Below are 23,860 nucleotides of genomic sequence, written 5' to 3' on the forward strand. Positions count from 1 at the left end.
TTATGGACGAGAATAACACCCCACAAGAACATCAAGATTATTTACCAAACCATGAAAATAGCACGGTATCTACATCACAAACGGAGGCTAATAATCTACAGTTTCAAAACCGTTTAGACCTTAGCGCATTACAAGCCAGCGTTCAAAATATAAAGGCTGAAATAGGTAAAGTTATTGTTGGCCAAACCGACATGGTCGACATGCTTATTGCTTCGCTTTTAGCTAAAGGACATTCGTTAATTGAAGGGGTTCCTGGAGTCGCAAAAACGGTTACGGCCAAACTATTGGCCAAATCTTTAAGTGTTGATTTTAGCAGGATTCAATTTACCCCCGATTTAATGCCTAGTGATATTTTAGGAACGTCCATTTTCAACCTAAAAAATTCAGAATTCGAATTCAAAAAAGGGCCTATTTTCTCAAATATGATTCTTATTGATGAGATTAACCGATCGCCAGCCAAAACACAGGCCGCTCTTTTTGAGGTGATGGAAGAACAGCAAATTACCATCGATGGACATCAATATGCTTTAGATGCACCTTTTATGGTTTTAGCCACTCAGAACCCTGTAGAACAAGAAGGGACTTACCGCCTACCAGAAGCGCAATTAGACCGTTTTTTGTTTAAAATTGATGTGGATTATCCCAATTTAGAAGAAGAAATTGAAATTATTAGTCGTGAGCACCTTTTACAAGATAAAGCGAAAACAGATGAAATCACGTCTTTTTTAACCGCATCACAAATTATAAGCTATCAAAATCTCGTGACGCAAGTTATTGTGGAGAAACACCTTATTAACTACATCGCGCAAATTATTGTGGCCACTAGAAGCAATCAGTTTTTATATTTAGGTGCTTCTCCTCGTGCTTCTATTGCCATATTAAAAGCGAGTAAGGCCTTTGCCGCCATGACGGGTCGTGATTTTGTAACGCCTGAAGACATCAAACGAGCTGCAGTTCCAGTGCTTCATCACCGTGTTATTGTTACACCAGAGCGTGAAATGGAAGGCGTGAGCAGTAAACAAATTATAAAACAAATTATTGAAAATGTGGAGATTCCGAGGTAAGGGCTGGAGGCAATATGCTGTAGGCTATATGCAGCATAAAACATACGGCATATGGCCTACCGCATACAGCATAACCAAAAACCAATAACCAACAACCATCAACCATTAACCAATTTGAAACTCCTAAAACCATTTTACATACAACCTCGTTTTTTTTATGCCGGTATTGGCATTGTTGTGTTGTTTGCATTGAGCTACTTTGTTCCATTCTTATTCTTGGTGGCACAGTTACTCATTTTGGTATTATGTGTTGTTTTTATTTTAGATATACTCCTCATATTTATAGGTAAAAATAAGGTTGAAGGTGAACGGATTTTACCAGATAAGTTTTCGAATGGAGACATGAATTTAGTGGAAATCACGATTAAAAATAATTATCCCATTAAGGTTTGTTTTGAGATTATTGATGAGATTCCTGAGCAATTTCAAGTACGGGATTTTAAGCTAGAACGCTTGATAAACGCTAAAAAAACGGAAACTATCCCCTATCATTTAAAACCTAGCGAACGTGGTGTTTACCAATTTGGAGATTTAAACGTATACGCTTCATCGGTTTTAAAAATGGTAGCCAAACGCTATACCTTTGATACAGACAGCAGTGTTCCAACGTATCCGAGCTACAAGCAATTAAAGAAATTTGAGTTACTAAACATCAATAAAAACTCACTTGATTATGGTTTAAAAAAAGTCCGTCGTCTCGGACATTCCATGGAATTTGAACAAATTAAAGATTATGTTTCTGGCGACGATTTACGCACCATCAATTGGAAAGCAACAGCCAAGAAGAAACAATTAATGGTGAATCAATTTCAGGATGAAAAATCACAACCTGTATATGCCATAATCGATAAAGGCCGCCTGATGAAAATGCCTTTTAACGGGTTAAGTTTGCTTGATTACGCCATAAACGCCGCACTAGTTATAAGTCATGTGGTTTTAAGAAAACATGACAAGGCAGGTTTGTTTTCCTTTTCAAAAAACATAGACAATGTGGTGATTGCCGAACGCCGAAATTCGCAAATGCGTCTCATTCTAGAAGCGCTTTACAATGTGAAAACCGATTATTTTGAAAGTGATTTTAGTCGCTTATACGGCAACATTAAAAAACACATTACCCACCGTAGTTTGCTTTTAATGTACACCAATTTTGAAACTTTAAACGGATTAGAACGTCAGTTACCCTATTTAAAAGCCATTTCTAAAAGTCATTTGCTAGTTGTTATTTTCTTTAAAAACACCGAAATCGACCAGATGATTAAGGGCAAGGCAGAAACCATTCAGCAAGTTTATGATAAGGTGATTGCTGAAAAACTAGAATATGAAAAACGCCTGATTGCTAACGAGCTTAAAAAATACGGTATTCATTCTATTTTAACCACTCCAGAGCATCTCACGATTGATACGATAAATAAATATTTAGAGATTAAGGCTCGGGGGATGTTGTAGTAACATTTCTGAATTAAATAAACAAAGACGGTCTAGAAAGTGTTTACGCGTCATTCTGAATTTATTTCAGAATCTCATCCTACTGATAACTTTGTATTATGAGAACCTGAAACGAGTTCAGGTTAACGAAAATTTCACTTTCTAGACCGTCTATATTTTATGGATTAAAGATGAACTTAAACCGTTTCGCTCAACCAAGCCTTCATCATCCAAACCGTTTTTTCTTGCTCGGTAATAAAGTCACTCATCATAGAGTTTGTACCTTCATCATTAGCATCGCCAGCTTTTTCTAAAAGATCTCTTTCTATTTTAAGAAGTTCCGCTAAAGAATCTACAATTAATCGTACGGCTTTATCATCTTTAGAAATGTTTTTCCCCACAGGTACTTGGGCTTTCGCCGAATAATCTTCAAACGTGTGTAAAGGGGTTCCGCCTAAGGTTAAAATACGCTCGGCTATTTCATCTACTTTGGTATTTGCATCCGTATACAACTCCTCAAATTTCACATGTAAATCGAAGAAAGCTCTTCCTTGAATGTTCCAGTGGATACCTCTTAGGTTTTGATAATATATTTGAAAATTGGCTAATAGATGGTTTAAATCTTCAGCTAAATCATTTGCTTTTTCTGTGTCTAATCCGATACTATTTAATTTCATTTTTCTTTGTTTTTTTTATTTGTTACTACAAATTTACTCTATTAATAAGGGTTTAAATAATAGATTTTATTGATTGTTTTTATATTTTTATAGCCTAAATTTATGATTCATGACGATAACACAATTGTACTATGTTCTGGCTGTTGCAGAAAACCAAAACTTCACCAAAGCCGCCGAAAAATGCTTTGTAACCCAGCCAACTTTAAGCATGCAAATACAAAAACTTGAGGAGCAATTAGACATACAAATATTCGACCGTACCAAAAAACCAATTGAACTCACCGAGGTTGGTAAAAAAATAGTTACTCAAGCTAGGAACATTGTAAACGAGTCTTATCGTATTCAGGATATTGTCGATCAACAAAAAGGCTTTATAGGCGGCGAATTTAAGTTAGGCATTATCCCAACGGTGATGCCCACCTTGTTGCCTATGTTTTTAAAAAGCTTCATAAAAAAACACCCTAAGGTGAAACTTAAAATTGAAGAACTCACTACCGAAGAAATTATCGCTAGAATTAAAGATGGCCATTTAGATGCGGCCATTGCTGCCACGCCTTTGGAAAATGAAAATATTAAGGAGCGTGTTTTATACTTTGAACCGTTTGTTAATTACATACCAAAAGGACACCGCTTACATACTAGTAAAAAAATCAATACTACTGATTTGAATGTCGACGATATGCTCCTACTTGAGGATGGTCATTGTTTTAGAGATGGTGTTCTTAACTTATGCAAGGCCTTTAAAAATCATACCGACGACAAGTTTCAGTTAGAAAGCGGGAGTATTGAAACCTTAATAAAACTCTCAGACGAAGGTTTAGGCATGACTTTACTGCCCTATTTACATACCTTGGATTTAAATAACAACGAAAAGGAAAACTTAATATATTTTAACGAACCTACTCCAGCACGAGAAGTGAGTATCATTTATCATAAAAGTGAATTAAAAATGCAAATTATTGAGGCGCTCCAAGATGTTATATCGAGTATTATTCGCGGTGCGATTGCTTTTCAAAACGTTCAGATTATTAGTCCGCTACCAAAATAGTAGCGAGACTAATAATCGGAGCCGTTCATTTTCAAATTTATAAAGTCAAATTCAAGTATAACGAAAACTTATTTTTCGCGTGTACGTTATCCCCAAACAAATTTTGTTGAATGGGGAAGGTGTAATTCGCTCCTACGGTAAACTTATTAAAAACAACTTCCGAGCCCACGGTTCCACTAAAACTATGGCCTTCGGTTTCTGGAATGACTTCACCAAATTGTTCAATAGAATCATAAACATCGCCAGAAACACCAACAAAGGGCATAGCTATAAAGGTAGTTTTAGGTATCGAATAATAGAAGTTTGAAGCGTAACTAAATTGGTTACCAAAACGGTAATCATTTTTATTGACGGTTTTAGCATAGTAAGTAGCTGTTGTATTAATCCCAATTTTACCACCGCTGTACCCATAGTTTAAAGCAAAAATACCGTCCCAACTACCTGTTCCCACCTGAAATCCTGGGTTCACGTAATTGGTTAGCGATTCTTCAAATTCGCCGGTAGGTAATTTAACCCCTATACCAAACTGAATTCTGTGTCCCGAAGGTTCCTTTTCAGTTGAAAAAACCACAGCGCCAGCCTTTTGTTTTTTATAAATCGTTAACTGATACCAACCTATCACATTCATATCGCCAACACCATTAATATGCTCGGTTCTATTGGTGAAATCACGATATAAATCTTGATAAGGAATGATACTACTTACATAAAAATTTTCGGTAATGGGTACGCGTCCCCATACTTGGTAGGTATTAAAACTTTCTTTTGATGTTGGTGAATTTTCAAAAATACCATCTTTAGATTCAAAACTCTGAAAGATATATCGCACCCCAACAAAATTGGAATTTTTTAATGAGCCAAACCCAAAACTACCGCTACTTGTAGAGCAACCACAAAGATCACATTCGGGAGCAAATTCTGAATGTTGATGCATAGGACAATATGGCAATACTTCTAAGGCGTGATGCTTAAACGGTATAAAAACCAGAATTAAGAACAGCCATACACTTTGTATTTTAAAACTCTGAAAATCTTTCATCTTCTAAAAATTCATAATCTGTTAATGTTAGTAAAAAAGCAATAAGAGCTTCTTTATCATGGGTGCTTAAATCTATCCCTAAAGCACCGTCTTCTTTAATTAAGCTTGCATCGACTTCCCCTCCATTTTCTACCATACCATCGCTATAAAAATCTAAAACGGCTTCTAAAGTTCCAAAACGACCATCATGCATATATGGAAATGTCTTTTCAATATTTCTTAAACTGGGTACTTTAAACTTGTAAAAATCAGATTCAAAGCCAGAAACACGTTTTCTTCCTTCTTCTTCGGGGTGCTTTCTGTTATAAGGAATGCCATTATTACGATAAGATTGATCGGTAAACAAATCGCCAGCATGACAAGACGCACATTTATTATTAAAAACACGATAGCCTTCAGCTTCTAAAGCTGTAAACTCTGCATTTTCTTCTTGACGAACCACTTTATCATATTTAGAATTTGAAGACACCATCATCACCATAAATTGAGATAATGCTTTTAACAAGCGTTCTGAATTTATTTCTGGAGTACCAAAAGCGCGATTAAACAATTTTGGATATTCAGATGAATTCCTTAATTTTTCCAATAAGGAAGGCATGGTTTCATTCATTTCAACCTCGGCCGTAATAGGAATAATTGGCTGTAAGTCTAAATGAATAGCGGCCCCATCCCAAGTAAATTCATCGAAATAGGCCAAGTTTTGTATGGGTTGGGTATTTCTAAATCCTTCTAGGCCATTTTCACCATGACTAATGGTATGGCCGTGATGTGTAAACCCGGAAGATTGCTCATGACAAAATCCACAAGAAATAATACCACTTGACGATAATTTACCTTCATAAAACAACTTTTTACCAAGCTCGAACCCCATATCTGTTAAAGGGTTAGCTGACAAATCGTACTTAACGTCTGGGAAATTAGCAGGGGTTTCAAACACTAATTCTTGAGGCTCCACAGGTACATAGGTCTCTTCAGAACATGACCATAACACCCCAAAAAGAGCTATAATTAATCCTATTTTTTTCATACTAAAAAGGGGCCTGATTGAGAGTAAACCCAATCAAGCCAATAAAATATTATTAATTATGTACGTGATGCACCTTAAACATACCAATCACATTTTCAGCTATTTTAGGTGATTTTACAGCATCCACATGAATTTGAGGAGCATCATCCAGTTTAAACTGGGTTTTACCATTCAATACTTGGGATAAATCTGAAACAATATGTACCACTGGTGAAATATCCGTTCTTACACGCGCCGTTGTAGGCATATCTAAAGTCATCTCTTTGTAATTGTCTAGAGCCGTTCCGTGGCTTCCCATATGGAATGTAAAAGCTGTTTCGGTGGTAGTGGTTGCCGATGTATACAGCCCTTCATATCTAAAAAATTTGTAGCCCGCTTGCCAGGACCACATCATGCCTGCTTCTTCGGCTTTGCTTAAAAAATCACCTTGTCCAGTAGCCCCTTCAAGATATTTCTCTTGATCGACACCAATGCCAAAAGTTATTTTTTTATAGTTTCCAGCCGGAACATCAGATAAGTCGATAAGTAGTGAATTTTCATTAGATTCATCTACAATAAAATAAGACTCATTTTTAGGAACCGTATAAACCTCTCCGTCTTCATCTTCTAATCTAATATTACTCACAATGTATTTCACATCTGAGATTTTTATTTTTTCGGTATCCACAGCGTTATAAACACTGGTTTCAAAAAGTAAATCGGAATTGTTATAGGCATTATCAAATTCAACGGTTAGTACCCCTGTTCCTGTAATAGCATCATTATTTACATCATCAGATGTACACGATAAAACAGATATAGCAAGCATAATCACACTTGCAAATTTTGTAGTTTTCATTTATGTTTTGGAATAAAATACAACTGTGCTTTTTTAGGCAAGCACTATAATAGCCTTGGATTAAAATCATAGCACTCTAGTGAAAGGCATGTTTGAAACCGCGCTTCTCACGAAATAATATGTATGTTATTGAATGCTGATGTATTTATCTTGATTATCATCAAGACACTATGAAAATTAACACATGGGTGGTCGAAACAAAGGAGATATTCTTAAATAAGCGTACTGCTTATCGTTACTAAATATTTCACTTTTGTCTGTAGAGATTATTTGAAGGTTACGATTAATATCGTGTTTTTGAGGATTGTTAAATACCATATAGAAACACTCCAATAAAACAGATGTATTAGTATCGGAATGTTCTTCTGGAGTACTTTGCTGTAATTGCTTAGCTAAGTGACATTTTCCATTACAGTGAAACTCTGGCTTCTCTTTATTAACACAGTAATTCTCAATAATATAATCGATGTTTAACTCATAATAAGCCACTTGCCCAAGGTAATACATGGGTCTTACCGAAAGTATTAAAAATAATATGACAGCTAAAATCGGTTTCAGTGTACTTTTTTTTTGCAAATATAGTGTAGGAAACTATAATACATAAAAAAGGCGACTAAAATCGTCGCCTTTTTTTATTTTAAATAAACCAAACATTGATTTAATTCTGGATTTTGTTGCACTAAAGACAAAATAAAAATTTTAAGTTCTTCTACTTCGTATGGTAATAGTCTTTGAACTGCCTTTTGCACTTCTCTGCAAAATAAGTTACTATCGAAACTTACTTTATCAAGCACAGTTTTCGTGTACTCCATCATTGCTCTTGCCATAATTTTGTTTAAAGTTTAGGTTTGGTGTAATAATTGATTTTATAAGTAGATTTGCTGAATAGGCTATTATTTTTTTAAAAATAACAGTCTAAATTTACTAAAATTTTCGATAACTCTGCCTGATTAACACAAATTTAATTGGTGTAAAAAAAGTTTAAAAATTCAAAAGAAAGCATATCCCTTTTAAATGCAAGGCATTATCTTAAATTATTTTTACAAACGCTATTTCAATTATAAAATTATAACTCGATTTATATTTACAAAAAATCAACAATCAATTAACCTAGACGATAAGTAAAACAAATATTACAACAAAAGAAATGGAAGTACTATGCTTTTTACGGAGTTATATAAAAATCCCTTCCTCTTATCTAAATTAATATGAACCCATCATAATTTCAGTAGAAAATTTTTATTATTGTACTGAAGTCAATCTACTTGACTAGTGCCCTAATTTAATACCTACTCATGTCTCAAATTAAACATTTAACCGTTTTAATTACGCTACTTATTTTTAATATTAATCACGCCCAAACAGGCCCTGGTGGTGTGGGAACTAATGATGGTACTTCAAATCTTATCATGTGGTTTCGTCCTGACCATGGGGTTTCAACATCGGGATCTGCAGTTGATTCATGGGAAAATGCTGCAGGAGTTGCGGCTTTCAATATGAGTGAGACCACAACCCAAAGACCAACTCTAATAACTAATGCTGTTAATGGTTATGGTGAGATTAGCTTTAGTGGAAGTAATCGGTTAAGAACAGGGCTAACCCTTACCGCCTCAAATTTTATAGTAGATGAAGCCTCTTCTTTTGTTGTTGTTAGGGCTGATAATACCACTCAAAAATCATGTGTATATACCACCGATGCACTTGTTGGCTCAACCAGATTTACCTGCCATATCCCTTGGAATGGGTCGGTATATTTTGATATAGGAACTTGTTGTGGCACTGATGCCCGTATACAAGTTGGTGGTCTTCCAAACTTAACGGACTACTCCATTTGGTCTTATGATGCTAATCCGACAACCGGGAAACAACTTTATAGAAATGAAAATTTGTTACAAAATAGAGGTAATACAAGGAACTATAACTCTTATAGCACACAACGCTTTAACCTAGGAGGGAATACTTCTGGAACTGCAGGTTTTGTAGGCGATATGACTGAAGTCGCCATTTTTAAAACCAAAGTAAATGCTGCGCAAAGAATCATTATTAATAATTATTTATCTGCAAAATATGATCAAACACTTACGGCTAATAACTTTTATCTTCAAGATAATGCGGCCAATGGCGATTTCGATCATAATGTTGCTGGTATAGGCCAAGCTAGTGATGGTTCAAGTCATACGGATTCACAAGGCACAGGGATTGTTAGAATACATACCCCTTCGAATTTATCTAATGGTGATTATTTATTTTGGGGTGAAAATATTAAAGACGCTACTTACGAGTTCGCTACTAATACTACAAATTACACCGAACAGTTAAACACCACATGGCGTGTTAGTAAAACCAACGATTTAGGCACCGTTACGGTTTCTTTTGACACAAGCGCTTTAGATTTATCTGGTTTTCAAGGAGGTGCTTGTCCATCGTTACAATTAATTGTGGATAACGATGCCAATTTACTTTCTCCTACCACAGTTTACCCTCTTACTATTTCAGGAACGACCGCTACTGCAACCGGGGTTTCTTTTTCTGATGGTGATTACTTCACACTACGATACACCGACCAAATCGTTTGGGATGGATCGGCATTTTTTAATGGTTCTGGTACAGCCAATGCACCAAGTGCCGCTGATGCTTGTTTAAAATTAACTGTAAAAGCTGGAAGTCCAGCCACCTTAAGTGCTACGGCCCATGTAAGAGAAGTAGAAGTAGAATCGAGTGCTACATTAAATATTAATGACGGGTTACTTTTAGAAGTTGAAGATTCTGTAATCATTGACGGTACCTTAGACTTATTAGGAGAAGCTCAGCTCATACAGAATCACTCGGGACCAACTACAAATTCTGGAAACGGGACATTAATTATTAGACAACAAGGCACCACAAATTTATATAATTACAATTACTGGAGCGCTCCTGTTAATAAAGCTGGCGTATGGGAAATTGGCTGGCTTGAAGATGCTAGTGGCCAAATAGCATTTACTTCCAATTTAAATGCTGACCCATCTACATCGCCAATAACTTTAAGCAGCAGATGGTTGTATACTTTTAGCGGAGCAACTAATGATTATGATGCTTGGCAGAAAATAGAAACCAATATACCAATTAGTTCAGCTGAAGGCTATACTCTAAAAGGCTCTGGAGCCACAGGGACAGAACAAGAGTACGTTTTTAACGGCATACCAAACGATGGGAATTATACCAAAGTAGCAGTTCCTGGATACGATTTATTACTAGGGAATCCATACCCATCTGCCCTAAATGCTGATCAATTTATTACTGACAATACAGGCATTATAGACGGGACCCTTTATTTCTGGGAGCATTTCATTACTAATAATAGCCACTACCTTAAAGATTACGAAGGCGGATATGCCACCTATAACCTGATGATGGGAACTTCAGCTGCAATTCCTGATAATTCTGGTTTAACAAGCGGACTCGGATCTGCATCAAAAGCAAAACCAACCGGTAATATTAGTGTAGGGCAAGGTTTTTTTGTAACGATCACTTCTACAGGCTTTGTTACATTCAACAACAACCAACGTGTTTTTGCCAAAGATTCAGATGGCGGAAGTGTTTTCTATAAGTCTAACAGCAATAAATCAACGACGACTCAAGATAACAGAACCAAAATATGGTTTGCGTTTTTAGAACCTAACAACATAAAGAAAACTATGGGCTTAGGTTACGATCCAAATCATGCCACCATAGGTTACGACCATGGTTATGATGCGATAGCTTTTAATGAATTTAAAAATGATATTTACTGGCCATTAGAAGACAAGGAATTAGTTATCCAGGCCTTACCCCAAATAAATATTGAGGATGAATTGCCAGTTACAATAAAAGCTATCGATAGCGGTATTTACAAAATGACTATAGATGATTCACAAAATCTACCTGATGCCTTAGAAGTGTTTTTAAAGGATTATGAAACGAATAGCTACTACGATTTAAGACATACCATCGCGGAGATTACTTTACAAAGTGGCACCTATGAAAACCGATTTGCTATTGTGTTTCAAAAAGAAAGCCTTCTAAATACTGAAGGGGTTGCAAAAAACACCGTTACGGCAACTTACAATAAACCAACTGAAACCCTAACTTTAAATCATACTGAAGATTTAAGCAACATAGCCTCCGTAATAATCTATGATGTTAATGGTAAAAAAGTCATCACCAAAAGATCGTTAAAATCGGCTAATATTGATGTTAGCTCATTAAGTGAAGGTTTATACATATTAAATTTAAAACTGAAATCGGATTCTAATACGCGCTCTATGAAGTTTCTTAAATATTAGGAGGCTGTATAAAAAGTTAGTGTTTCGTCAATCTGAATTTATTTCAAATTCTCATAGTCATTGAGACTTTTTTATGTATTGAGCCTATGGAAACCGATATTGATTTTTAATCCAATAAACATATTTCGACAGGCTCAATATGACAGCTGTGCTACTTTTTCAGACCGCCCTACTTTTATAATTTCACGTTCTTCCGCTTAATCTAAAAACGGTTATCACCATCAAGTAAATCACCGAGACCGCCTAACACACTACCTTCACCTTTACGCTTTCCTCCTGCTTGTGGTGCAGAGGCCAAAACGCGACCAGCTAATCGACTAAAAGGTAAAGACTGAATATAAACGGTTCCAGGGCCTCTCAATTTTGCAAAAAACAAGCCCTCGCCTCCAAAAATGGTATTTTTTATGCCACCCACAAACTCGATATCATAATCAATGGTTTGATCGAAACCAATAATACAACCTGTATCAACACGTAAAGTTTCACCTGCCTTAAGTTCTTTCATAGCCATAGTACCTCCAGCATGTACGAAGGCCATACCATCGCCCTCAAGCTTTTGCATGATAAAACCTTCGCCCCCAAACAAACCACGCCCTAAACGTTTGGAAAACTCTATACCAATACTCACACCTTTGGCTGCACATAGAAAAGCATCTTTCTGACAAATAAATTTACCGCCGAAGCGGGTTAAATCAATAGGAATGATTTTACCGGGATATGGTGAAGCAAAAGAGACCTTGCGCTTTCCGCTTAGGTTGTTATAAAAGGCTGTCATAAATAAACTTTCGCCCGTAAGAATACGTTTTCCAGCTCCTAATATTTGTCCTAAAAACCCAGAATCCTTTTGTGAACCATCACCAAAAATGGTTTCCATGTGGATGCCCTCTTCCATCATCATAAAACTTCCGGCCTCGGCTACGACACCTTCTTGTGGATCTAATTCAATTTCTACGTATTGCATTTCTTCGCCGTAGATGATGTAATCAATTTCGTGTGCTGTCATTTTTTTCGATTTTTGTTGATAATAATATGTTGTTCCCTTTTTTGTTTTGTTACAGTGATTTTATTTTTTTCACAGAAATACTCTACGTTTTTTCTTTGTGGACCTTAGTGCCTTCTTTGTGAGGCTCTGCGTAAAGATTTCTATTTCTCAGAGTTTCGCTGAAATAACGCAGAGATACACTGAGTTCTTCTTTGTAGACCTTCGTGACTTCTCTGTGAATCTCAGCGTAAATTTTTTTTTCACAGAGTTTCGCTGAGCTAACACAGAGACACACAAAGCTTTTTCTTTGTGAACCTTAGCGTCTTTTCTGTGAGGCTCTGCATTAAGCTTTTTTCTCAGAGTTTCTCTATGTTAGCACGGAGATAGATACACTGAATGTCTTCTCTGTGAACCTTAGCGCGTTCTCTGTGAATCTCGGCGTAAAGTTTTTTTCACAGAGTTTCGCTGAGCTAACACATAGACACACAAAGTTTTTTCTTTGGAGCCTCTAGGTATTCTAATAAAAACAAATAACTAAACCTTCAGCTTAACACTCCATTCAAAATGAAAGGTAGAAACCTCATCCCCTGCTTCATCAACACCAACAGAAGTCATCGTTAAAGTTTCTCCCGTTCCGGTTACGATCGCCTTTTCTAACAAGGCATCGACCAATTCTCCATCCTTACAAGTAAAGGTGATTTTCCCTCTAGCTTTTTTGGAGTAGCTAGCCCTATTGGCAGTCACTAACATGGACATTTTTTTGCCGGTCGACTGGATTTTCGCCATCATTAAAGCTCCAGTTGTAAACTCGGCAGCCATGCCTTGAACAGCCCAAAACATCGACTTAAAAGGATTTTGATTGATCCACCGGTGTTTCACAGCAGCCTCACACTTTTTGTCATCTATAAACCGTGTTCTTACGCCGCACAAATAAGCCGCAGGCAGCTTAAACGCCATATAAGTATTTAATTTTGTAGGTGTTACATTCATACGCATCATTTAAATTCACTTATAATCGCAAAATCGAAATGCACACATAATCAAAACGAAATGCACACTGTTTTGCATATTATTTCTCCTAAATATACAAAGAAAACAGCCTTTTAATCGAGTTTTAAAATCAATTTAAAAGGCTGTTAAAGACTATTAAACTACACGTTCAATTCAAATTTCACACTCTTTCCTTTTAAAAGCTGCTTAGTTAGCTTTTTATTATTCTCATACACATGTACATTACCCAAATTTAAAGTAATAGACTTTAACGGTAAGTTAATTTGTCTACTTATTAAATACAGGTGATATATATCCGCGGGTAAGCCTAAGTTAGCGTCACTGGATCTTTGATAAGCGCTAAGCACCAACTTACCCTTATCTATTTGAAACTGGATTAGGCTTAAGCAGGGCTGTTGGTTGCTTTCAGTGTCATTAGACCCCAAAAACAACACATAGTTCTTAGAGTTTCGTTTCTCTTTATTAATCTTAGTGATTAAACTAGGTAACTTCTCAAAGTATGTAGGATAACTATTTACCAATATAGGACCACAATAATCCCACCACGTAATACCTACTTCTCTGTAGCTTTCTGTTAAGCGCTCACCACTTTGAAACAACTCCAATTACTTTTTTAGCTTTATTCTGGCAATACCGTGCCCCTCAAAAATTTCGAGCAAATCACAAGGTTTTAAATGCAATTGTTGGTTTAACAAATACGTAATGTTTCCCTTGTTGTTTTTCTGTGTCTTACCCTTGGTAAGCACTTTTTCAAGCATACTATAATACTTGTTGTTCATAACTGATCGTTTTATTGATTGATATTAATTGATTGATGTTTATATTTGTGTCTCCTACGAGTAATTATAAAATAGCAAAGCCACAGCATAGAAGACTTATGTCCTCCAGCGCTGTGGCTTTGTTGCTATAATAAATTACCGTAGGAAAGTATTTATTTGCTGGAGGGCTTTTTTTTTAAACCCGCACTCCATAGGTTTTTGCAATTTTTATTTTATAAAGTCAGCAATTGCTGCATCGCTTTGTATGGAAGCTTCACAATGAAACCCTTTACCCTTAAAGCCATTTACCCACTTAGTCACATCTACAGTATTAATCAGAAATAATACCATCCAGCCAAACCAAGTAAGTGACTTTTCTTTCTGTTTTTTACCAAAACAACTACTCATGGTTTCTCCAAAACGACCAAACTGATAACCGTTTTTAGAAAATAATACATTCCATAATTCGTTGTATTGGTAATTTCCGTAAACATCAATATTGAAAGCCTTTTCAAAACTCCTTTGGTCAGTAAGTTTATACCATTTCTCTCCTCTTACTTTGTAGAACAACATAAAAAAACTGTCAATGAGTCCTACAAAGGCAAATAAGAGTTGAGCTAAAAATGATAATACTAAATTCATTCCTCGATTTTAGTGAATTCATGTACCAAAACGTGTTCTGTGTCCGGAATCCAATTAGACATGGTTTGTCTTTCGTATGAAGATGTTTCTGCAATCAAAACACTTGTCAAATTACTTAAAAGCCCTACTGAAAAACCTTCCTCTTTTGTTATATCAGTACCGATTAAAGCATAAAAATCATCTATCTCCTTAATAGTGTATTCATAAGCTTCTCCTTGTCTAGTTTCAATAATAAGCCTTTCAGTTATTGTTTCCTCATCAATTTCAATTTCCTGTTCTTGAAATAAGACATCAGTAACAATTGTTCTGATTACTCTTTTTTCTAAATCGAATGTAAAATTCGATAGAGTTCTTTGAACATCACAAAGACCTTTGCTGTTGGATGTTGCTAATTTCTGCGTTGACCTAATTTTTATCATTTTATTTATAATATTATGTTAATCTTCTGTGTAAAGCCCCAGTTGCAGTATTTATATAGCCAAACCCAATAGCGACCCCTCCCGCAGCAGCTGCTGTATCGTCAGCATAAGAACCTAAAGCAGATAAATCTAAATCATCCATTTTAATAGAACCGATAAAAGTAGTTTTGTTTCCGTTCACTATACTCATTTCACATAGTACAACTTCAGATTCAGTATGGTTTTTAAGTATGAATCTTGTTATAGCTTTTCTAGAAGAATATTGACTTAGATTTTTTATCTCTAAAACTTTAATATTATGTCCGCTGACATCATTTACTGCATTAAATTCTACGTAATGCCCTTCAGTACTATCGTTAAATTTAATAATATTAGTGTTAGGATTATTAGATCCTATAGATGTAAATCCTTCTAATGAACTTATACCTTTATTAACTGTCAAGTGATAATGAGCGAATATACCTGTATTACTCATTTCTAACATTAATAATTTGGCATCATTGTTGTTTTGTAAATAAAACTCCATTTTAGAGTGCCACCCGCCCCCTAATTGTCTTGCTTGAGCCCAAAATTCATAAGTAGTAGGAACTGAATCTTGTTGAGTCTGAGCTATAATTAGGCTATTCTTTCTAAACGTACTTTCGTTTTGTAAAGCGTTATCCCCTATTTCTATTTTAGTTCTTACCCCAAATTCATCAACAACATTAGGAACTGTGATTCTTTTATTAGCTGGGTCAAACTCGACGTTCTCAAACTGTATATCTTCAGTAGCCTTAAACTGCTCAACTCCATTAGCATCTCTTATTGACAATCCATCTATAGCAGTGGGGTTTAAATCATCGTGTTCTACATACGTTGAAGTTCCTGATGCACCATCGTTAACTAACTCAGAAGTTCGAGAAATTGAACCCGAAATTGGCGCGCTCTCAGCTTCAGACAACAACCTATAATCCGTCTCATCACCATTAGTAGTGCCTAAATATTCAAAATAGGCACTGTCACCACCAATTTGAGGGTGATCACTAGCATCAACCACATGTTGTATGTTCTCTGAGGCTTGGTTGGCTTGATCGGCATACATTGTTGCCATATCGGGATATTCATTTTCAACTGATTTGAAAACCGGCACATTATCTAAATCGTTGTAATCGTTGGTAGTGGCAACAATACTAATCTCATCATGCTCTACATAGGATGAAGTTCCATCTGAACCATCATTAGCTAAATCGGAGGTGGAAGTTGGAATTGGAGGCTTATTCTCCAAATCACCATAATCTCCACTAGTAGCCACTGCATGCAAGCCACTTTTATCCTGCTTAGCATCAAAGCTTTGTTGCAGACTCTCTATTTTATTTTGCGGTATGGTTTCATCTTTATGCCAAAAACTATCCCACGTTGCCCAAAATTGTGATTGGGTTGGTTTTAATCCTGTTTTAAACCAGTTCTTAATTGTATTTAATGCTGTTGTCATATTATCCTGTATAAATGATGTATGCTAATGTGTAGAAAGGCGGGCGGTTCTCGTGACCTTGGCCACCACCAGTATTATTAGTACTAAGTGTATGGGAGTGATTACCTGCACTACTGGTTGTTCCTGTTTCATCGGATCCATGAACACGGTAGTAAGCATCATTTTTAGATTCACCTTTAGTAGCTACTTTTAACCTTTGGTGTGTGTGCGTATGCGCCCCATTTGTGCTTGTTGAACCTGTATGGCTGTGCGAAGGCATTTGCTGTTCTGTAAGCGTAACCTCTTTTTCACCTCCTGTTTTACCTATGGCATTATAATCGGTATCATTTGGGTTATAACCAACAATAAACTGACCTCTTAAATCGGGTGTATTATTGGTTCCGTCGCACAACTGCCAGCCTGTGGGTATGTTTGCAATTGCTCCACTGTATAATTGCGGATTTGTACCTGGAGGCAAAATGCGACTATTGATATTTTTTAAAGAATCTAGCCTTGTAAATTCACTCCAGTTTATGGCTCCAACACCGCTAGCAAAAGTTACATGACGTTTTTTAAGCACTTCTTTAGTACTACCATCTTCAAATACTTTTGAAGTTGGTGTTTCTATAATTCTAACTGTAGCTTGTTCGTTACCTCCAACAAAATTAAACACCTCCCCATTTAGGTAAACAACCCCATCACTTACAGTACTTCCTGTAACCGCACAACCACTTATTATGGTTTTATCGCCTGCCAAAGCTCCAAAGGCATTAAATATATTATAGGCCGCTTGCATTTCGTGAAGCGTATCGGTTTCAAACGGAAAACCTCCTGTTTGTAAAAAGTCAAATATGTTCATTATATCTCTATTATTAAATAACGCTTACTAGCTACTTTGTAAAAATCTATTAGAGCACGTAGCTCATAGCCTTGTGACTGTGCAATACTTGAAGGCACATAAACAATAAAATCTGCTCCAGTATTTGCAAATTCCAAGGCATTATGCAGGTACAGGGTTTTTAAATATTTAGGCTGATTTTCGCCAACCGTGTACACGTATGTTTTTTGCGCATTACCTCCTGTACCATCTATATAAATACGTCTTGCCGACACATCAAAAGCATCGTTTAATGCAGCACGTAAATAACACACTTGCCCTGTGTGCGCCAGCTTGTAGAGGTTATCAACTCTAAATTGTTTCCAGGACTCATGTAAGGTTTGCAACGGAAACAAAACACTATACAACCACGATAACAATACAGGTTTTCGTAACCCAATCATTAAAAAATGAAAAGCCAATTTGTAAAAGTTCACACTATACCACATACGAAATACTGTTATAGTTATCTACTTTAAAATAACCCGAAAACGGAATCGTTTTAATTGGAATACTTACAGGCGAACCGTAAGCATCGGTTAAAGGATCTATAAAACTACTTTCCACATTTAAGGCTGTAGGTGTCACAACTCCTTCTGCATTGGCTTCGATATATTTTAAGAAGTCAAAAATGACAAACTCACCATCAAACGGCAGTAATTTCATGTAAGCCTCAATAGCATCAATAACAGGGAAATTTCCGTTTTTTATACTCATGCCATTAGCATCTAACACTAAAGGATCACGTTGAATTTGCAAGGTTAAAAACAATAAATCGGGCAAATAATTAACCACAGTTATCTGTACCCCTGCATACCGTATTTCTTGTAAGTAGGCTTCAAACGAAGCGAGTTCGCTAGGTTGTAAAGGTGCTAACACATCGTTTTCTTCACCTGCAATTTTTATAATAACCCGGCTTTCGGTAACACTTTCATTAACGGCTGCATACTTTATTATTTTGGAAGCATCTATTTGATCTTGTGTGGCTGTAGAATTATCAAAAACATCGGTATCCTCAATTAAATCGAAGCCATACTGAAAAGCCAAAGCCATAGTGCGATACCAACTTAATCGCCCCGATTTTTGGTTTAACAAAGCTTGATCTATTTCTGTTTTATGTGTATCAAATAAAAGCTCATGTACATATATCGCATAAGCTAGAATTTCAAACAAAAAATTCTCCAAGCTTACCAATGAAAAAGTATTTACAAACGAATCACCTATATTAAAACCATAGGCTGCCGCAATATTGGCATTACCCATAAAGTTGGTTGTTATTTCTGCTTTTATGTCGTTTTTACTTCGTGCCATATTATTGTACTATAAAATCTACTTCAATTGCCATATAATCGATGCCGCCTAATATTGGGCTTAAATTGCCCGAATCAGGAAACGTTTGGTGTGTAGCGGGTTTATTGTTATTATGAAACAAAGCTGCTACACGTTTGTTTGTTACAGGAACTGCATTAAGGTTTTGCCCTATTTGCAAATCACTGGTTATACTTAGCTGGTTTTCTATTGCCATAGCTAAAGCATTTTCTACGCTACCAGTTTCCTGAAGCACCATATCTAAAAAACTTTGTCCTTGCTCAACTACCATAAGTTGCTTCAATTATAAAAGGTTTGTTTTTATACAATTGCAACGTACTTATCTTTAAAGTATCCTTTGCAAAATGTTCTCTAATGGTGTGGCGATATTCTAAATAGTCATCACTTAATAACACATCCTCAATACCTACACCTAAATCGGGACGGAACTTTATTTCACCCTGCTTTGCTAAAAGTATAAGTGCTTTGTTTTGCTCTAAAATATTCCCTACAACTACACCGCTTATTATTTTTCCATTGGCGTCATATTGCGGGTTTATTTTTAAATCCATTACGGTTCCTACATCGTTTTGATCTACCAGCTGTAATCCTATATCCTTGCCCATTAATTTAAGTTTCCGTTAAAAGTTCCTGTTACCGCTCCATTTGGCGCAACTAAACCCGAATTATATTGTATGCTAGCACTTTTAACATAATCATCAATAGAATTGCTTAGGCGTTCGGCAAACTCATCAATAGACGTGTTTTCTCGTTGCATCATTTCAGTGAGCAAATTTTTAATATCAGCTTGCAATTGTGTTTTATTAAGTGCCATTTAATACTATTTTAATAAGGCTTTAAATTTGGTTTCAAAAGCTGTAATTTTAGTAATACTATCGGGTAAAGGTGTGCCACTAGGTCCCACAGGGGTAAACACTTTTAGTGTTTTTAAAATACTTACCAAATCTGCAAACAATGCATTCATTGAGGTGGTGCTATTTTCTATACCTATTTTATTGTCGCTACTATCTACAACTATTTTTAAATCGCCCTGAACGAGCTCCATTTTTTCAACTTCATCTACTTTAATAATGGTTAAGTTATCTAGCTTCCCTGTTAAGCTTAGCAATAAAACCATGCTGTTAAGTTTTGGTGTTACCAGGACAAAACTTGAATTACCATTACTGGTTGCTTTTAACTTTACATCGGTTAGCTTAAAACCTCCTTTTAGTTGGACTGTACACAAATCACCAGAGACACTAAGCACCTTTGCAGGAATAGGCAAATTGGGATTTGCTCCAACAACCTCACGCAACAACCTTTTTACTTCTGCTAGTTCTGCCATTAGTTTAATTTTATTCCTGGTGTTATCGTGCGTTTACCTCCCGATTCACTTAAAGTTGTGGTTACACTTTTTACATAATACCAAGCGGTTTTATCGGGGTAATCTTCATCTTTTATTCTAGCCGAATAAGTAGGCTTACACATAGGTACCAACCAAGTATCGAAACTTCCTTCGTACATGGGTGCCTGTTGTGTTTTTAAAATAGCTTGCGCAAGCTTTTCGGCAGCTTCAGAACCTAAAACCCCAGTTTGCTTTACTACCTTTTCACCTCCTGTTGTACCTATAACTGTTTTGTGTACATTGCCCTTTACATCTGTACTTTCAACTGTCACTTCTACTTTATAATCTAGTTTGTTTTTATACTCTAAACTGGAGCTTTCAATATTATGCTGCATGCTATAAATGGCTTCACCTCCTTTGTATATATAAGGTTCATGAATGTGCAATACCTTATTAACCGAATCAAAATATATTGCCGCACTAGTGTCTTCTTGTATCTTCTTTAATACCTCATAACCTGTAGCGTCGTGAATGGTGAACTTTTCATAATTAATATCGAAACTGCAGTTTACTGTATAATTAGCGTCTATTTGACTAATAACATACTGCGCAATTTTAGACACTGAAGTTTCTTTTAATTCGACATCTGGAACACCAACACGAAAAACAAACAAAGCATCCTCACAAATGATTTTTAAAGCACTATCGGTATTTAAGATTTCTTTAATAAAGCCTGTAAATTCAGTTTCTAATTGGTTATCGTAGCCCATTTTAATGAGCACCTCGGTACCTCTACCTATTTTGTTTTCAAAATTTAAAGGATCGTTCATTACAGCTTCAGGTAAAACAATGGTTGCCGTATCGGCTAAATTTTCTACGCTCGAAATAATTTCGCATTCTGCTAATAACGCCAACTGAAAGCGCTTACCTTCACTGTTCTTAAACTCTATGTACCAATCGATGTTTAGCACGCTTTTGTTTTTTACTTTTTTGGTTGGTTTGTATCGGTTTCTCTATACTGAAAAATTGCAGCCCTAATACAGGGCTGTAATAAAAATTAATCATCTAATTCTAGTAATAGTTTATAATCAAAATCGCTATACGCTTTAATCTCGTAAGCCTGTACATTTTCCCCTTTGGTAAAAGGGAAACTAAAATCTTCAATAACTATGTAATCAACACCTAGTATTCTTAAAGGTTCGCAATACACTTTTATTCGTCTTGGAGCTATCATAAAATCGCGCAGCTTCTCAAAATCGGATATAGGAAAACAATCTTCCATATCACCAGTAAGTAAACTACCAATAAGTACTCCTGTAATGGTAATTTCATAATCTCCTTGGGTCCAACGTTCTTTAATAGAACCACTAATTAATTGCCCATTTACTGTTTTAGCCTTTGCCACATTACGACGCACAATGCTATTTTTACCTGCAATAGTTATCATGGGTTCGTAAGGCAATAAATACTTTTGACCATCACTACCCACAAAAGAGAATGGAAAAAACTGATCGCCTTCGGCTCTTGGAGTATCAGCTTGCCAATGCTCACTTAAAACAGAAGCATTGCTTTCGGCTAAAGCTTCTTTATTTTTAAAGCCTAAAAACGGAATAGGAGGCAACACGTTTTTACTTAATTGGTTTTGCACCACCTTAAAGCGTTCGTTACGGTGTACACCTACAAGGCTAGAAAATATGATGTCTTGTTTATTTAATTCCATTATCCTACTGCAGTTGATGCCATTGCCAAAGTACGTACCAAAGCTTCTACGGTTTGGTCTTCCATTTGCTTAGCACTGTCTTTAAAGTTTTTACCTTCTATTCTTAAATTTTCAATAAGTGATTGCAAGCTTATAGTAACATAGTTGTGTTTCGTTCCTCCTGTGGCTGTGGCGGTGTTGGTCTGTTTATTATTGTTTGTTTTGTTGGTATCTAGGTTGGTTACAACACTTCCGTTTGTTCCTGGTACTTTAGGAGCACCAATACCTAATTTATTAGAAATACTATCTTTAACATCTCCAATACTTTTATCATTAACAGACAAGCTATTCCAACCAGCTACAAAAGATCCTACAGCATCTTTGCCTTGCTGCTTTAATAGATCTTGTGTCTTTTCAATAGCCTTTAAACGTTCGTTACTTTGCCTTTGTATTTGTGATAATCCAGCTTGCGCACCCTCTTCATCCCAAAGCCCTTTTAACTTAAGCCAAGCAACTTTTATCGCATCGATACCAGAAAGTATGATATGTTCTCCTCCTAACCAGGTTAGCTTTAAATAGCTCATGTATGCACCCCATAATGACTTAACACCATTAACCGTATTACTCCAAGCTTCGCCCCAGCCATCTACTTTATACACTAAATAACCTATGAGACCAATAAGCGCAACTACACCGGCAATTATCCATGTTACAGGGTTTGCCAACATAGCCGCGTTAAGTTGCCACCAAGATGCTGTTTGCACTTTATTGGCAGTAGCTAACGCCCACGTCCAAGCCGATTGCGCCATAGTAGCCACTTTCATGATTGCCAAAGCTGTTGCCATACTTAGTATCAAACCCGTTGCCATAACAATAATTGGATTACCTGCTTGAAACTGATCTATTAAATAAGCCATACCTGAACCTACAGCATCCAAACCATATATAGCCATATCTAAAAGCACACTAGCAACTGGTTGAATTGCGCCAAATAAGGCTAAAAACTTTTCTTCCAAACTATCCATAAGCGTACTAAAACGCCCGCCTATGGTTTTACTCATTTTATCGGCCATGCCGTTAAATTGTCCGCCTTCGGAGGTTGCAGATATAAATGCATTTTCTACCATTTCGGCAGAAATAGCTCCTTTGGCCATGTCGTCTTTTAATTCACCTATACTTTTGCCCGTTTGCTTAGAAATTTCGTTTAAAGGATTAAAACCGGCATTAATCATTTGAAGCAAATCCTGTCCAGTAAGTTTCCCTGTACTACTCATTTGCGAATATGCCAAGGTTAATGAGTTCATTTTATTAGCATCGCCCATTGCCACATCTCCAAGAGCTTTAAGCGTGGGCATAATTTTTTCCTGAGCAATCCCAAAACCCAACATAGTTTTAGTAGCATCGCCCAAGCCTAGTTTTTTGTATGGTGTTTTCTTAGCGTATTCGCTAATTTCCTGCATCATATCTTTTGCAGCATCTTCGCCTCCTAAAAGCACTTCAAAAGACGTTTGTTGCATTTCCTGTTCTATACCAACGCGCAACGACTTACCAACGGCAAGACCACCCATTACTAACGGATTGGTTAACAAACCCGACATAGGTATTTGACTAAACGCATCCTGAAACCAGCTTTTAGTACGACTGCCGTTTATAGTCTCAAAACGGTTTATTTGTGAAGTAAGGCGTTTTATTTCGGTGTTATACTTACGAATGCCTTGAATGTTAGATTGGGGAATCCAGTCTCGTTCACTTTTTAATAAATCTAATTTTCTACGTAAGGCACCAACCGAAGTTCCTGTACCTTTCATAACACGATCTACCTCTTTGGTTTGGGTTTCTAACTTTGCGAATATATCTAAAGCCGTACCAGAGTTAACGCCAATTTTTTGTAATTTAGCACTCATCTGGTCGTTTAGACTTAATGTATATTCTAATAAATTAGCCATA

At 36.3% G+C, this 23,860-nt stretch carries 26 protein-coding genes; 4 read left to right on the forward strand and 22 right to left on the reverse strand.

Annotated features, from left to right (window positions below; all coding sequences use genetic code 11):
* Nucleotides 1-2: 2 nt before the first annotated feature.
* Both C1A40_RS02780 and C1A40_RS02785 read left to right on the forward strand, forming a co-directional pair.
* Nucleotides 3-1,064: an AAA family ATPase gene (locus C1A40_RS02780; RefSeq protein WP_102994571.1), complete on the forward strand. Its 1,062-nt coding sequence runs from the start codon at nucleotides 3-5 to the stop codon at nucleotides 1,062-1,064.
* 51 nt (nucleotides 1,065-1,115) lie between these two features.
* On the forward strand, nucleotides 1,116-2,510 hold the full coding sequence (locus tag C1A40_RS02785) for a DUF58 domain-containing protein (protein WP_102994572.1): 1,395 nt from the start codon (nucleotides 1,116-1,118) through the stop codon (nucleotides 2,508-2,510).
* Between the two features lie 176 nt (nucleotides 2,511-2,686).
* On the opposite strand, the gene C1A40_RS02790 is transcribed toward C1A40_RS02785, so the two are convergent.
* Nucleotides 2,687-3,166: a Dps family protein gene (locus tag C1A40_RS02790; protein ID WP_067149541.1), complete on the reverse strand. Its 480-nt coding sequence runs from the start codon at nucleotides 3,164-3,166 to the stop codon at nucleotides 2,687-2,689.
* Between the two features lie 109 nt (nucleotides 3,167-3,275).
* Here C1A40_RS02790 and C1A40_RS02795 point away from each other — a divergent pair, with 109 nt between their 5' ends.
* Entirely contained in the window at nucleotides 3,276-4,214 is a 939-nt protein-coding gene (locus C1A40_RS02795; protein ID WP_102994573.1) for a hydrogen peroxide-inducible genes activator, read from the forward strand.
* Nucleotides 4,215-4,251: 37 nt separating this feature from the next.
* Here the strand turns inward: C1A40_RS02795 and C1A40_RS02800 are convergent, their stop codons facing one another.
* The 5 genes from C1A40_RS02800 to C1A40_RS02820 form a co-directional block, all read right to left on the reverse strand.
* The gene (locus C1A40_RS02800; RefSeq protein WP_102994574.1) at nucleotides 4,252-5,253 is read right to left on the reverse strand and encodes a hypothetical protein; all 1,002 of its coding nucleotides are present in this window, start codon (nucleotides 5,251-5,253) and stop codon (nucleotides 4,252-4,254) included.
* On the reverse strand, nucleotides 5,231-6,280 hold the full coding sequence (locus C1A40_RS02805) for a cytochrome-c peroxidase (RefSeq protein WP_102994575.1): 1,050 nt from the start codon (nucleotides 6,278-6,280) through the stop codon (nucleotides 5,231-5,233). The genes C1A40_RS02800 and C1A40_RS02805 overlap by 23 nt, the downstream gene beginning before the upstream one ends.
* Nucleotides 6,281-6,332: 52 nt before the next feature.
* On the reverse strand, nucleotides 6,333-7,118 hold the full coding sequence (locus C1A40_RS02810; RefSeq protein WP_102994576.1) for an MbnP family protein: 786 nt from the start codon (nucleotides 7,116-7,118) through the stop codon (nucleotides 6,333-6,335).
* A 177-nt stretch (nucleotides 7,119-7,295) separates the two neighbouring features.
* Nucleotides 7,296-7,625 (reverse strand): hypothetical protein, encoded by a 330-nt coding sequence (locus C1A40_RS02815; protein ID WP_102994577.1) that lies wholly within the window; start codon nucleotides 7,623-7,625, stop codon nucleotides 7,296-7,298.
* Nucleotides 7,626-7,750: 125 nt separating this feature from the next.
* Nucleotides 7,751-7,945, reverse strand: coding sequence for a hypothetical protein (locus C1A40_RS02820; RefSeq protein WP_102994578.1), 195 nt, complete (start codon nucleotides 7,943-7,945; stop codon nucleotides 7,751-7,753).
* A 468-nt stretch (nucleotides 7,946-8,413) separates the two neighbouring features.
* On the opposite strand from C1A40_RS02820, the gene C1A40_RS02825 reads away from it, so the two are divergent.
* On the forward strand, nucleotides 8,414-11,422 hold the full coding sequence (locus C1A40_RS02825) for a T9SS type A sorting domain-containing protein (protein ID WP_102994579.1): 3,009 nt from the start codon (nucleotides 8,414-8,416) through the stop codon (nucleotides 11,420-11,422).
* Between the two features lie 202 nt (nucleotides 11,423-11,624).
* Here the strand turns inward: C1A40_RS02825 and C1A40_RS02830 are convergent, their stop codons facing one another.
* The 16 genes from C1A40_RS02830 to C1A40_RS02905 form a co-directional block, all read right to left on the reverse strand.
* Complete coding sequence (locus C1A40_RS02830; protein WP_102994580.1) at nucleotides 11,625-12,425, reverse strand: TIGR00266 family protein; 801 nt, start codon at nucleotides 12,423-12,425, stop codon at nucleotides 11,625-11,627.
* Between the two features lie 513 nt (nucleotides 12,426-12,938).
* Nucleotides 12,939-13,394 carry a DUF4442 domain-containing protein gene (locus tag C1A40_RS02835; RefSeq protein ID WP_102997121.1) on the reverse strand — a complete coding sequence of 152 codons (456 nt, stop codon included), beginning with the start codon at nucleotides 13,392-13,394 and terminating at the stop codon, nucleotides 12,939-12,941.
* A 161-nt stretch (nucleotides 13,395-13,555) separates the two neighbouring features.
* The gene (locus C1A40_RS18415; protein WP_338418072.1) at nucleotides 13,556-14,020 is read right to left on the reverse strand and encodes a thymidylate synthase; all 465 of its coding nucleotides are present in this window, start codon (nucleotides 14,018-14,020) and stop codon (nucleotides 13,556-13,558) included.
* Between the two features lie 381 nt (nucleotides 14,021-14,401).
* On the reverse strand, nucleotides 14,402-14,815 hold the full coding sequence (locus C1A40_RS02845) for a hypothetical protein (RefSeq protein WP_102994581.1): 414 nt from the start codon (nucleotides 14,813-14,815) through the stop codon (nucleotides 14,402-14,404).
* Nucleotides 14,812-15,234 (reverse strand): hypothetical protein, encoded by a 423-nt coding sequence (locus C1A40_RS02850; RefSeq protein ID WP_102994582.1) that lies wholly within the window; start codon nucleotides 15,232-15,234, stop codon nucleotides 14,812-14,814. Before C1A40_RS02850 ends, C1A40_RS02845 begins: the two co-directional genes overlap by 4 nt.
* Nucleotides 15,235-15,247: 13 nt before the next feature.
* Nucleotides 15,248-16,705 (reverse strand): hypothetical protein, encoded by a 1,458-nt coding sequence (locus tag C1A40_RS02855; RefSeq protein ID WP_102994583.1) that lies wholly within the window; start codon nucleotides 16,703-16,705, stop codon nucleotides 15,248-15,250.
* A 1-nt stretch (nucleotide 16,706) separates the two neighbouring features.
* Nucleotides 16,707-17,543 (reverse strand): phage baseplate protein, encoded by an 837-nt coding sequence (locus tag C1A40_RS02860; protein WP_102994584.1) that lies wholly within the window; start codon nucleotides 17,541-17,543, stop codon nucleotides 16,707-16,709.
* On the reverse strand, nucleotides 17,543-17,983 hold the full coding sequence (locus C1A40_RS02865) for a hypothetical protein (RefSeq protein ID WP_241910472.1): 441 nt from the start codon (nucleotides 17,981-17,983) through the stop codon (nucleotides 17,543-17,545). Before C1A40_RS02865 ends, C1A40_RS02860 begins: the two co-directional genes overlap by 1 nt.
* Nucleotides 17,984-17,999: 16 nt before the next feature.
* Entirely contained in the window at nucleotides 18,000-18,872 is an 873-nt protein-coding gene (locus tag C1A40_RS02870) for a nucleotidyltransferase (protein WP_102994585.1), read from the reverse strand.
* Between the two features lies 1 nt (nucleotide 18,873).
* A complete protein-coding gene (locus C1A40_RS02875) occupies nucleotides 18,874-19,173 on the reverse strand; it encodes a hypothetical protein (RefSeq protein ID WP_158651253.1) in 300 nt (99 codons plus the stop codon).
* A complete protein-coding gene (locus C1A40_RS02880; protein ID WP_102994587.1) occupies nucleotides 19,151-19,495 on the reverse strand; it encodes a hypothetical protein in 345 nt (114 codons plus the stop codon). The genes C1A40_RS02875 and C1A40_RS02880 overlap by 23 nt, the downstream gene beginning before the upstream one ends.
* Nucleotides 19,495-19,704 (reverse strand): hypothetical protein, encoded by a 210-nt coding sequence (locus C1A40_RS02885; RefSeq protein WP_102994588.1) that lies wholly within the window; start codon nucleotides 19,702-19,704, stop codon nucleotides 19,495-19,497. The genes C1A40_RS02880 and C1A40_RS02885 overlap by 1 nt, the downstream gene beginning before the upstream one ends.
* Nucleotides 19,705-19,710: 6 nt before the next feature.
* The gene (locus C1A40_RS02890; RefSeq protein WP_102994589.1) at nucleotides 19,711-20,214 is read right to left on the reverse strand and encodes a hypothetical protein; all 504 of its coding nucleotides are present in this window, start codon (nucleotides 20,212-20,214) and stop codon (nucleotides 19,711-19,713) included.
* Nucleotides 20,214-21,185 carry a hypothetical protein gene (locus C1A40_RS02895; RefSeq protein ID WP_102994590.1) on the reverse strand — a complete coding sequence of 324 codons (972 nt, stop codon included), beginning with the start codon at nucleotides 21,183-21,185 and terminating at the stop codon, nucleotides 20,214-20,216. The genes C1A40_RS02890 and C1A40_RS02895 overlap by 1 nt, the downstream gene beginning before the upstream one ends.
* An 86-nt stretch (nucleotides 21,186-21,271) precedes the next feature.
* Entirely contained in the window at nucleotides 21,272-21,934 is a 663-nt protein-coding gene (locus tag C1A40_RS02900; protein ID WP_102994591.1) for a DUF6046 domain-containing protein, read from the reverse strand.
* Nucleotides 21,934-23,859: a tape measure protein gene (locus C1A40_RS02905; protein ID WP_102994592.1), complete on the reverse strand. Its 1,926-nt coding sequence runs from the start codon at nucleotides 23,857-23,859 to the stop codon at nucleotides 21,934-21,936. Before C1A40_RS02905 ends, C1A40_RS02900 begins: the two co-directional genes overlap by 1 nt.
* Nucleotide 23,860 lies beyond the last annotated feature (1 nt).

The sequence above is a fragment of the Tamlana carrageenivorans genome, from assembly GCF_002893765.1.
Taxonomy (GTDB): domain Bacteria; phylum Bacteroidota; class Bacteroidia; order Flavobacteriales; family Flavobacteriaceae; genus Pseudotamlana; species Pseudotamlana carrageenivorans.

Bases quoted from the DNA above. Each gene is read 5' to 3' on its own strand.
- C1A40_RS02780 (WP_102994571.1), top strand. From the start codon at position 3: ATGGACGAGAATAACACCCCACAAGAACATCAAGATTATTTACCAAAC.
- C1A40_RS02785 (WP_102994572.1), top strand. From the start codon at position 1,116: ATGGCCTACCGCATACAGCATAACCAAAAACCAATAACCAACAACCAT.
- C1A40_RS02790 (WP_067149541.1), bottom strand. From the start codon at position 3,166: ATGAAATTAAATAGTATCGGATTAGACACAGAAAAAGCAAATGATTTA.
- C1A40_RS02795 (WP_102994573.1), top strand. From the start codon at position 3,276: ATGACGATAACACAATTGTACTATGTTCTGGCTGTTGCAGAAAACCAA.
- C1A40_RS02800 (WP_102994574.1), bottom strand. From the start codon at position 5,253: ATGAAAGATTTTCAGAGTTTTAAAATACAAAGTGTATGGCTGTTCTTA.
- C1A40_RS02805 (WP_102994575.1), bottom strand. From the start codon at position 6,280: ATGAAAAAAATAGGATTAATTATAGCTCTTTTTGGGGTGTTATGGTCA.
- C1A40_RS02810 (WP_102994576.1), bottom strand. From the start codon at position 7,118: ATGAAAACTACAAAATTTGCAAGTGTGATTATGCTTGCTATATCTGTT.
- C1A40_RS02815 (WP_102994577.1), bottom strand. From the start codon at position 7,625: ATGTATTACCTTGGGCAAGTGGCTTATTATGAGTTAAACATCGATTAT.
- C1A40_RS02820 (WP_102994578.1), bottom strand. From the start codon at position 7,945: ATGGCAAGAGCAATGATGGAGTACACGAAAACTGTGCTTGATAAAGTA.
- C1A40_RS02825 (WP_102994579.1), top strand. From the start codon at position 8,414: ATGTCTCAAATTAAACATTTAACCGTTTTAATTACGCTACTTATTTTT.
- C1A40_RS02830 (WP_102994580.1), bottom strand. From the start codon at position 12,425: ATGACAGCACACGAAATTGATTACATCATCTACGGCGAAGAAATGCAA.
- C1A40_RS02835 (WP_102997121.1), bottom strand. From the start codon at position 13,394: ATGAATGTAACACCTACAAAATTAAATACTTATATGGCGTTTAAGCTG.
- C1A40_RS02845 (WP_102994581.1), bottom strand. From the start codon at position 14,815: ATGAATTTAGTATTATCATTTTTAGCTCAACTCTTATTTGCCTTTGTA.
- C1A40_RS02850 (WP_102994582.1), bottom strand. From the start codon at position 15,234: ATGATAAAAATTAGGTCAACGCAGAAATTAGCAACATCCAACAGCAAA.
- C1A40_RS02855 (WP_102994583.1), bottom strand. From the start codon at position 16,705: ATGACAACAGCATTAAATACAATTAAGAACTGGTTTAAAACAGGATTA.
- C1A40_RS02860 (WP_102994584.1), bottom strand. From the start codon at position 17,543: ATGAACATATTTGACTTTTTACAAACAGGAGGTTTTCCGTTTGAAACC.
- C1A40_RS02870 (WP_102994585.1), bottom strand. From the start codon at position 18,872: ATGGCACGAAGTAAAAACGACATAAAAGCAGAAATAACAACCAACTTT.
- C1A40_RS02880 (WP_102994587.1), bottom strand. From the start codon at position 19,495: ATGGGCAAGGATATAGGATTACAGCTGGTAGATCAAAACGATGTAGGA.
- C1A40_RS02885 (WP_102994588.1), bottom strand. From the start codon at position 19,704: ATGGCACTTAATAAAACACAATTGCAAGCTGATATTAAAAATTTGCTC.
- C1A40_RS02890 (WP_102994589.1), bottom strand. From the start codon at position 20,214: ATGGCAGAACTAGCAGAAGTAAAAAGGTTGTTGCGTGAGGTTGTTGGA.
- C1A40_RS02900 (WP_102994591.1), bottom strand. From the start codon at position 21,934: ATGGAATTAAATAAACAAGACATCATATTTTCTAGCCTTGTAGGTGTA.
- C1A40_RS02905 (WP_102994592.1), bottom strand. From the start codon at position 23,859: ATGGCTAATTTATTAGAATATACATTAAGTCTAAACGACCAGATGAGT.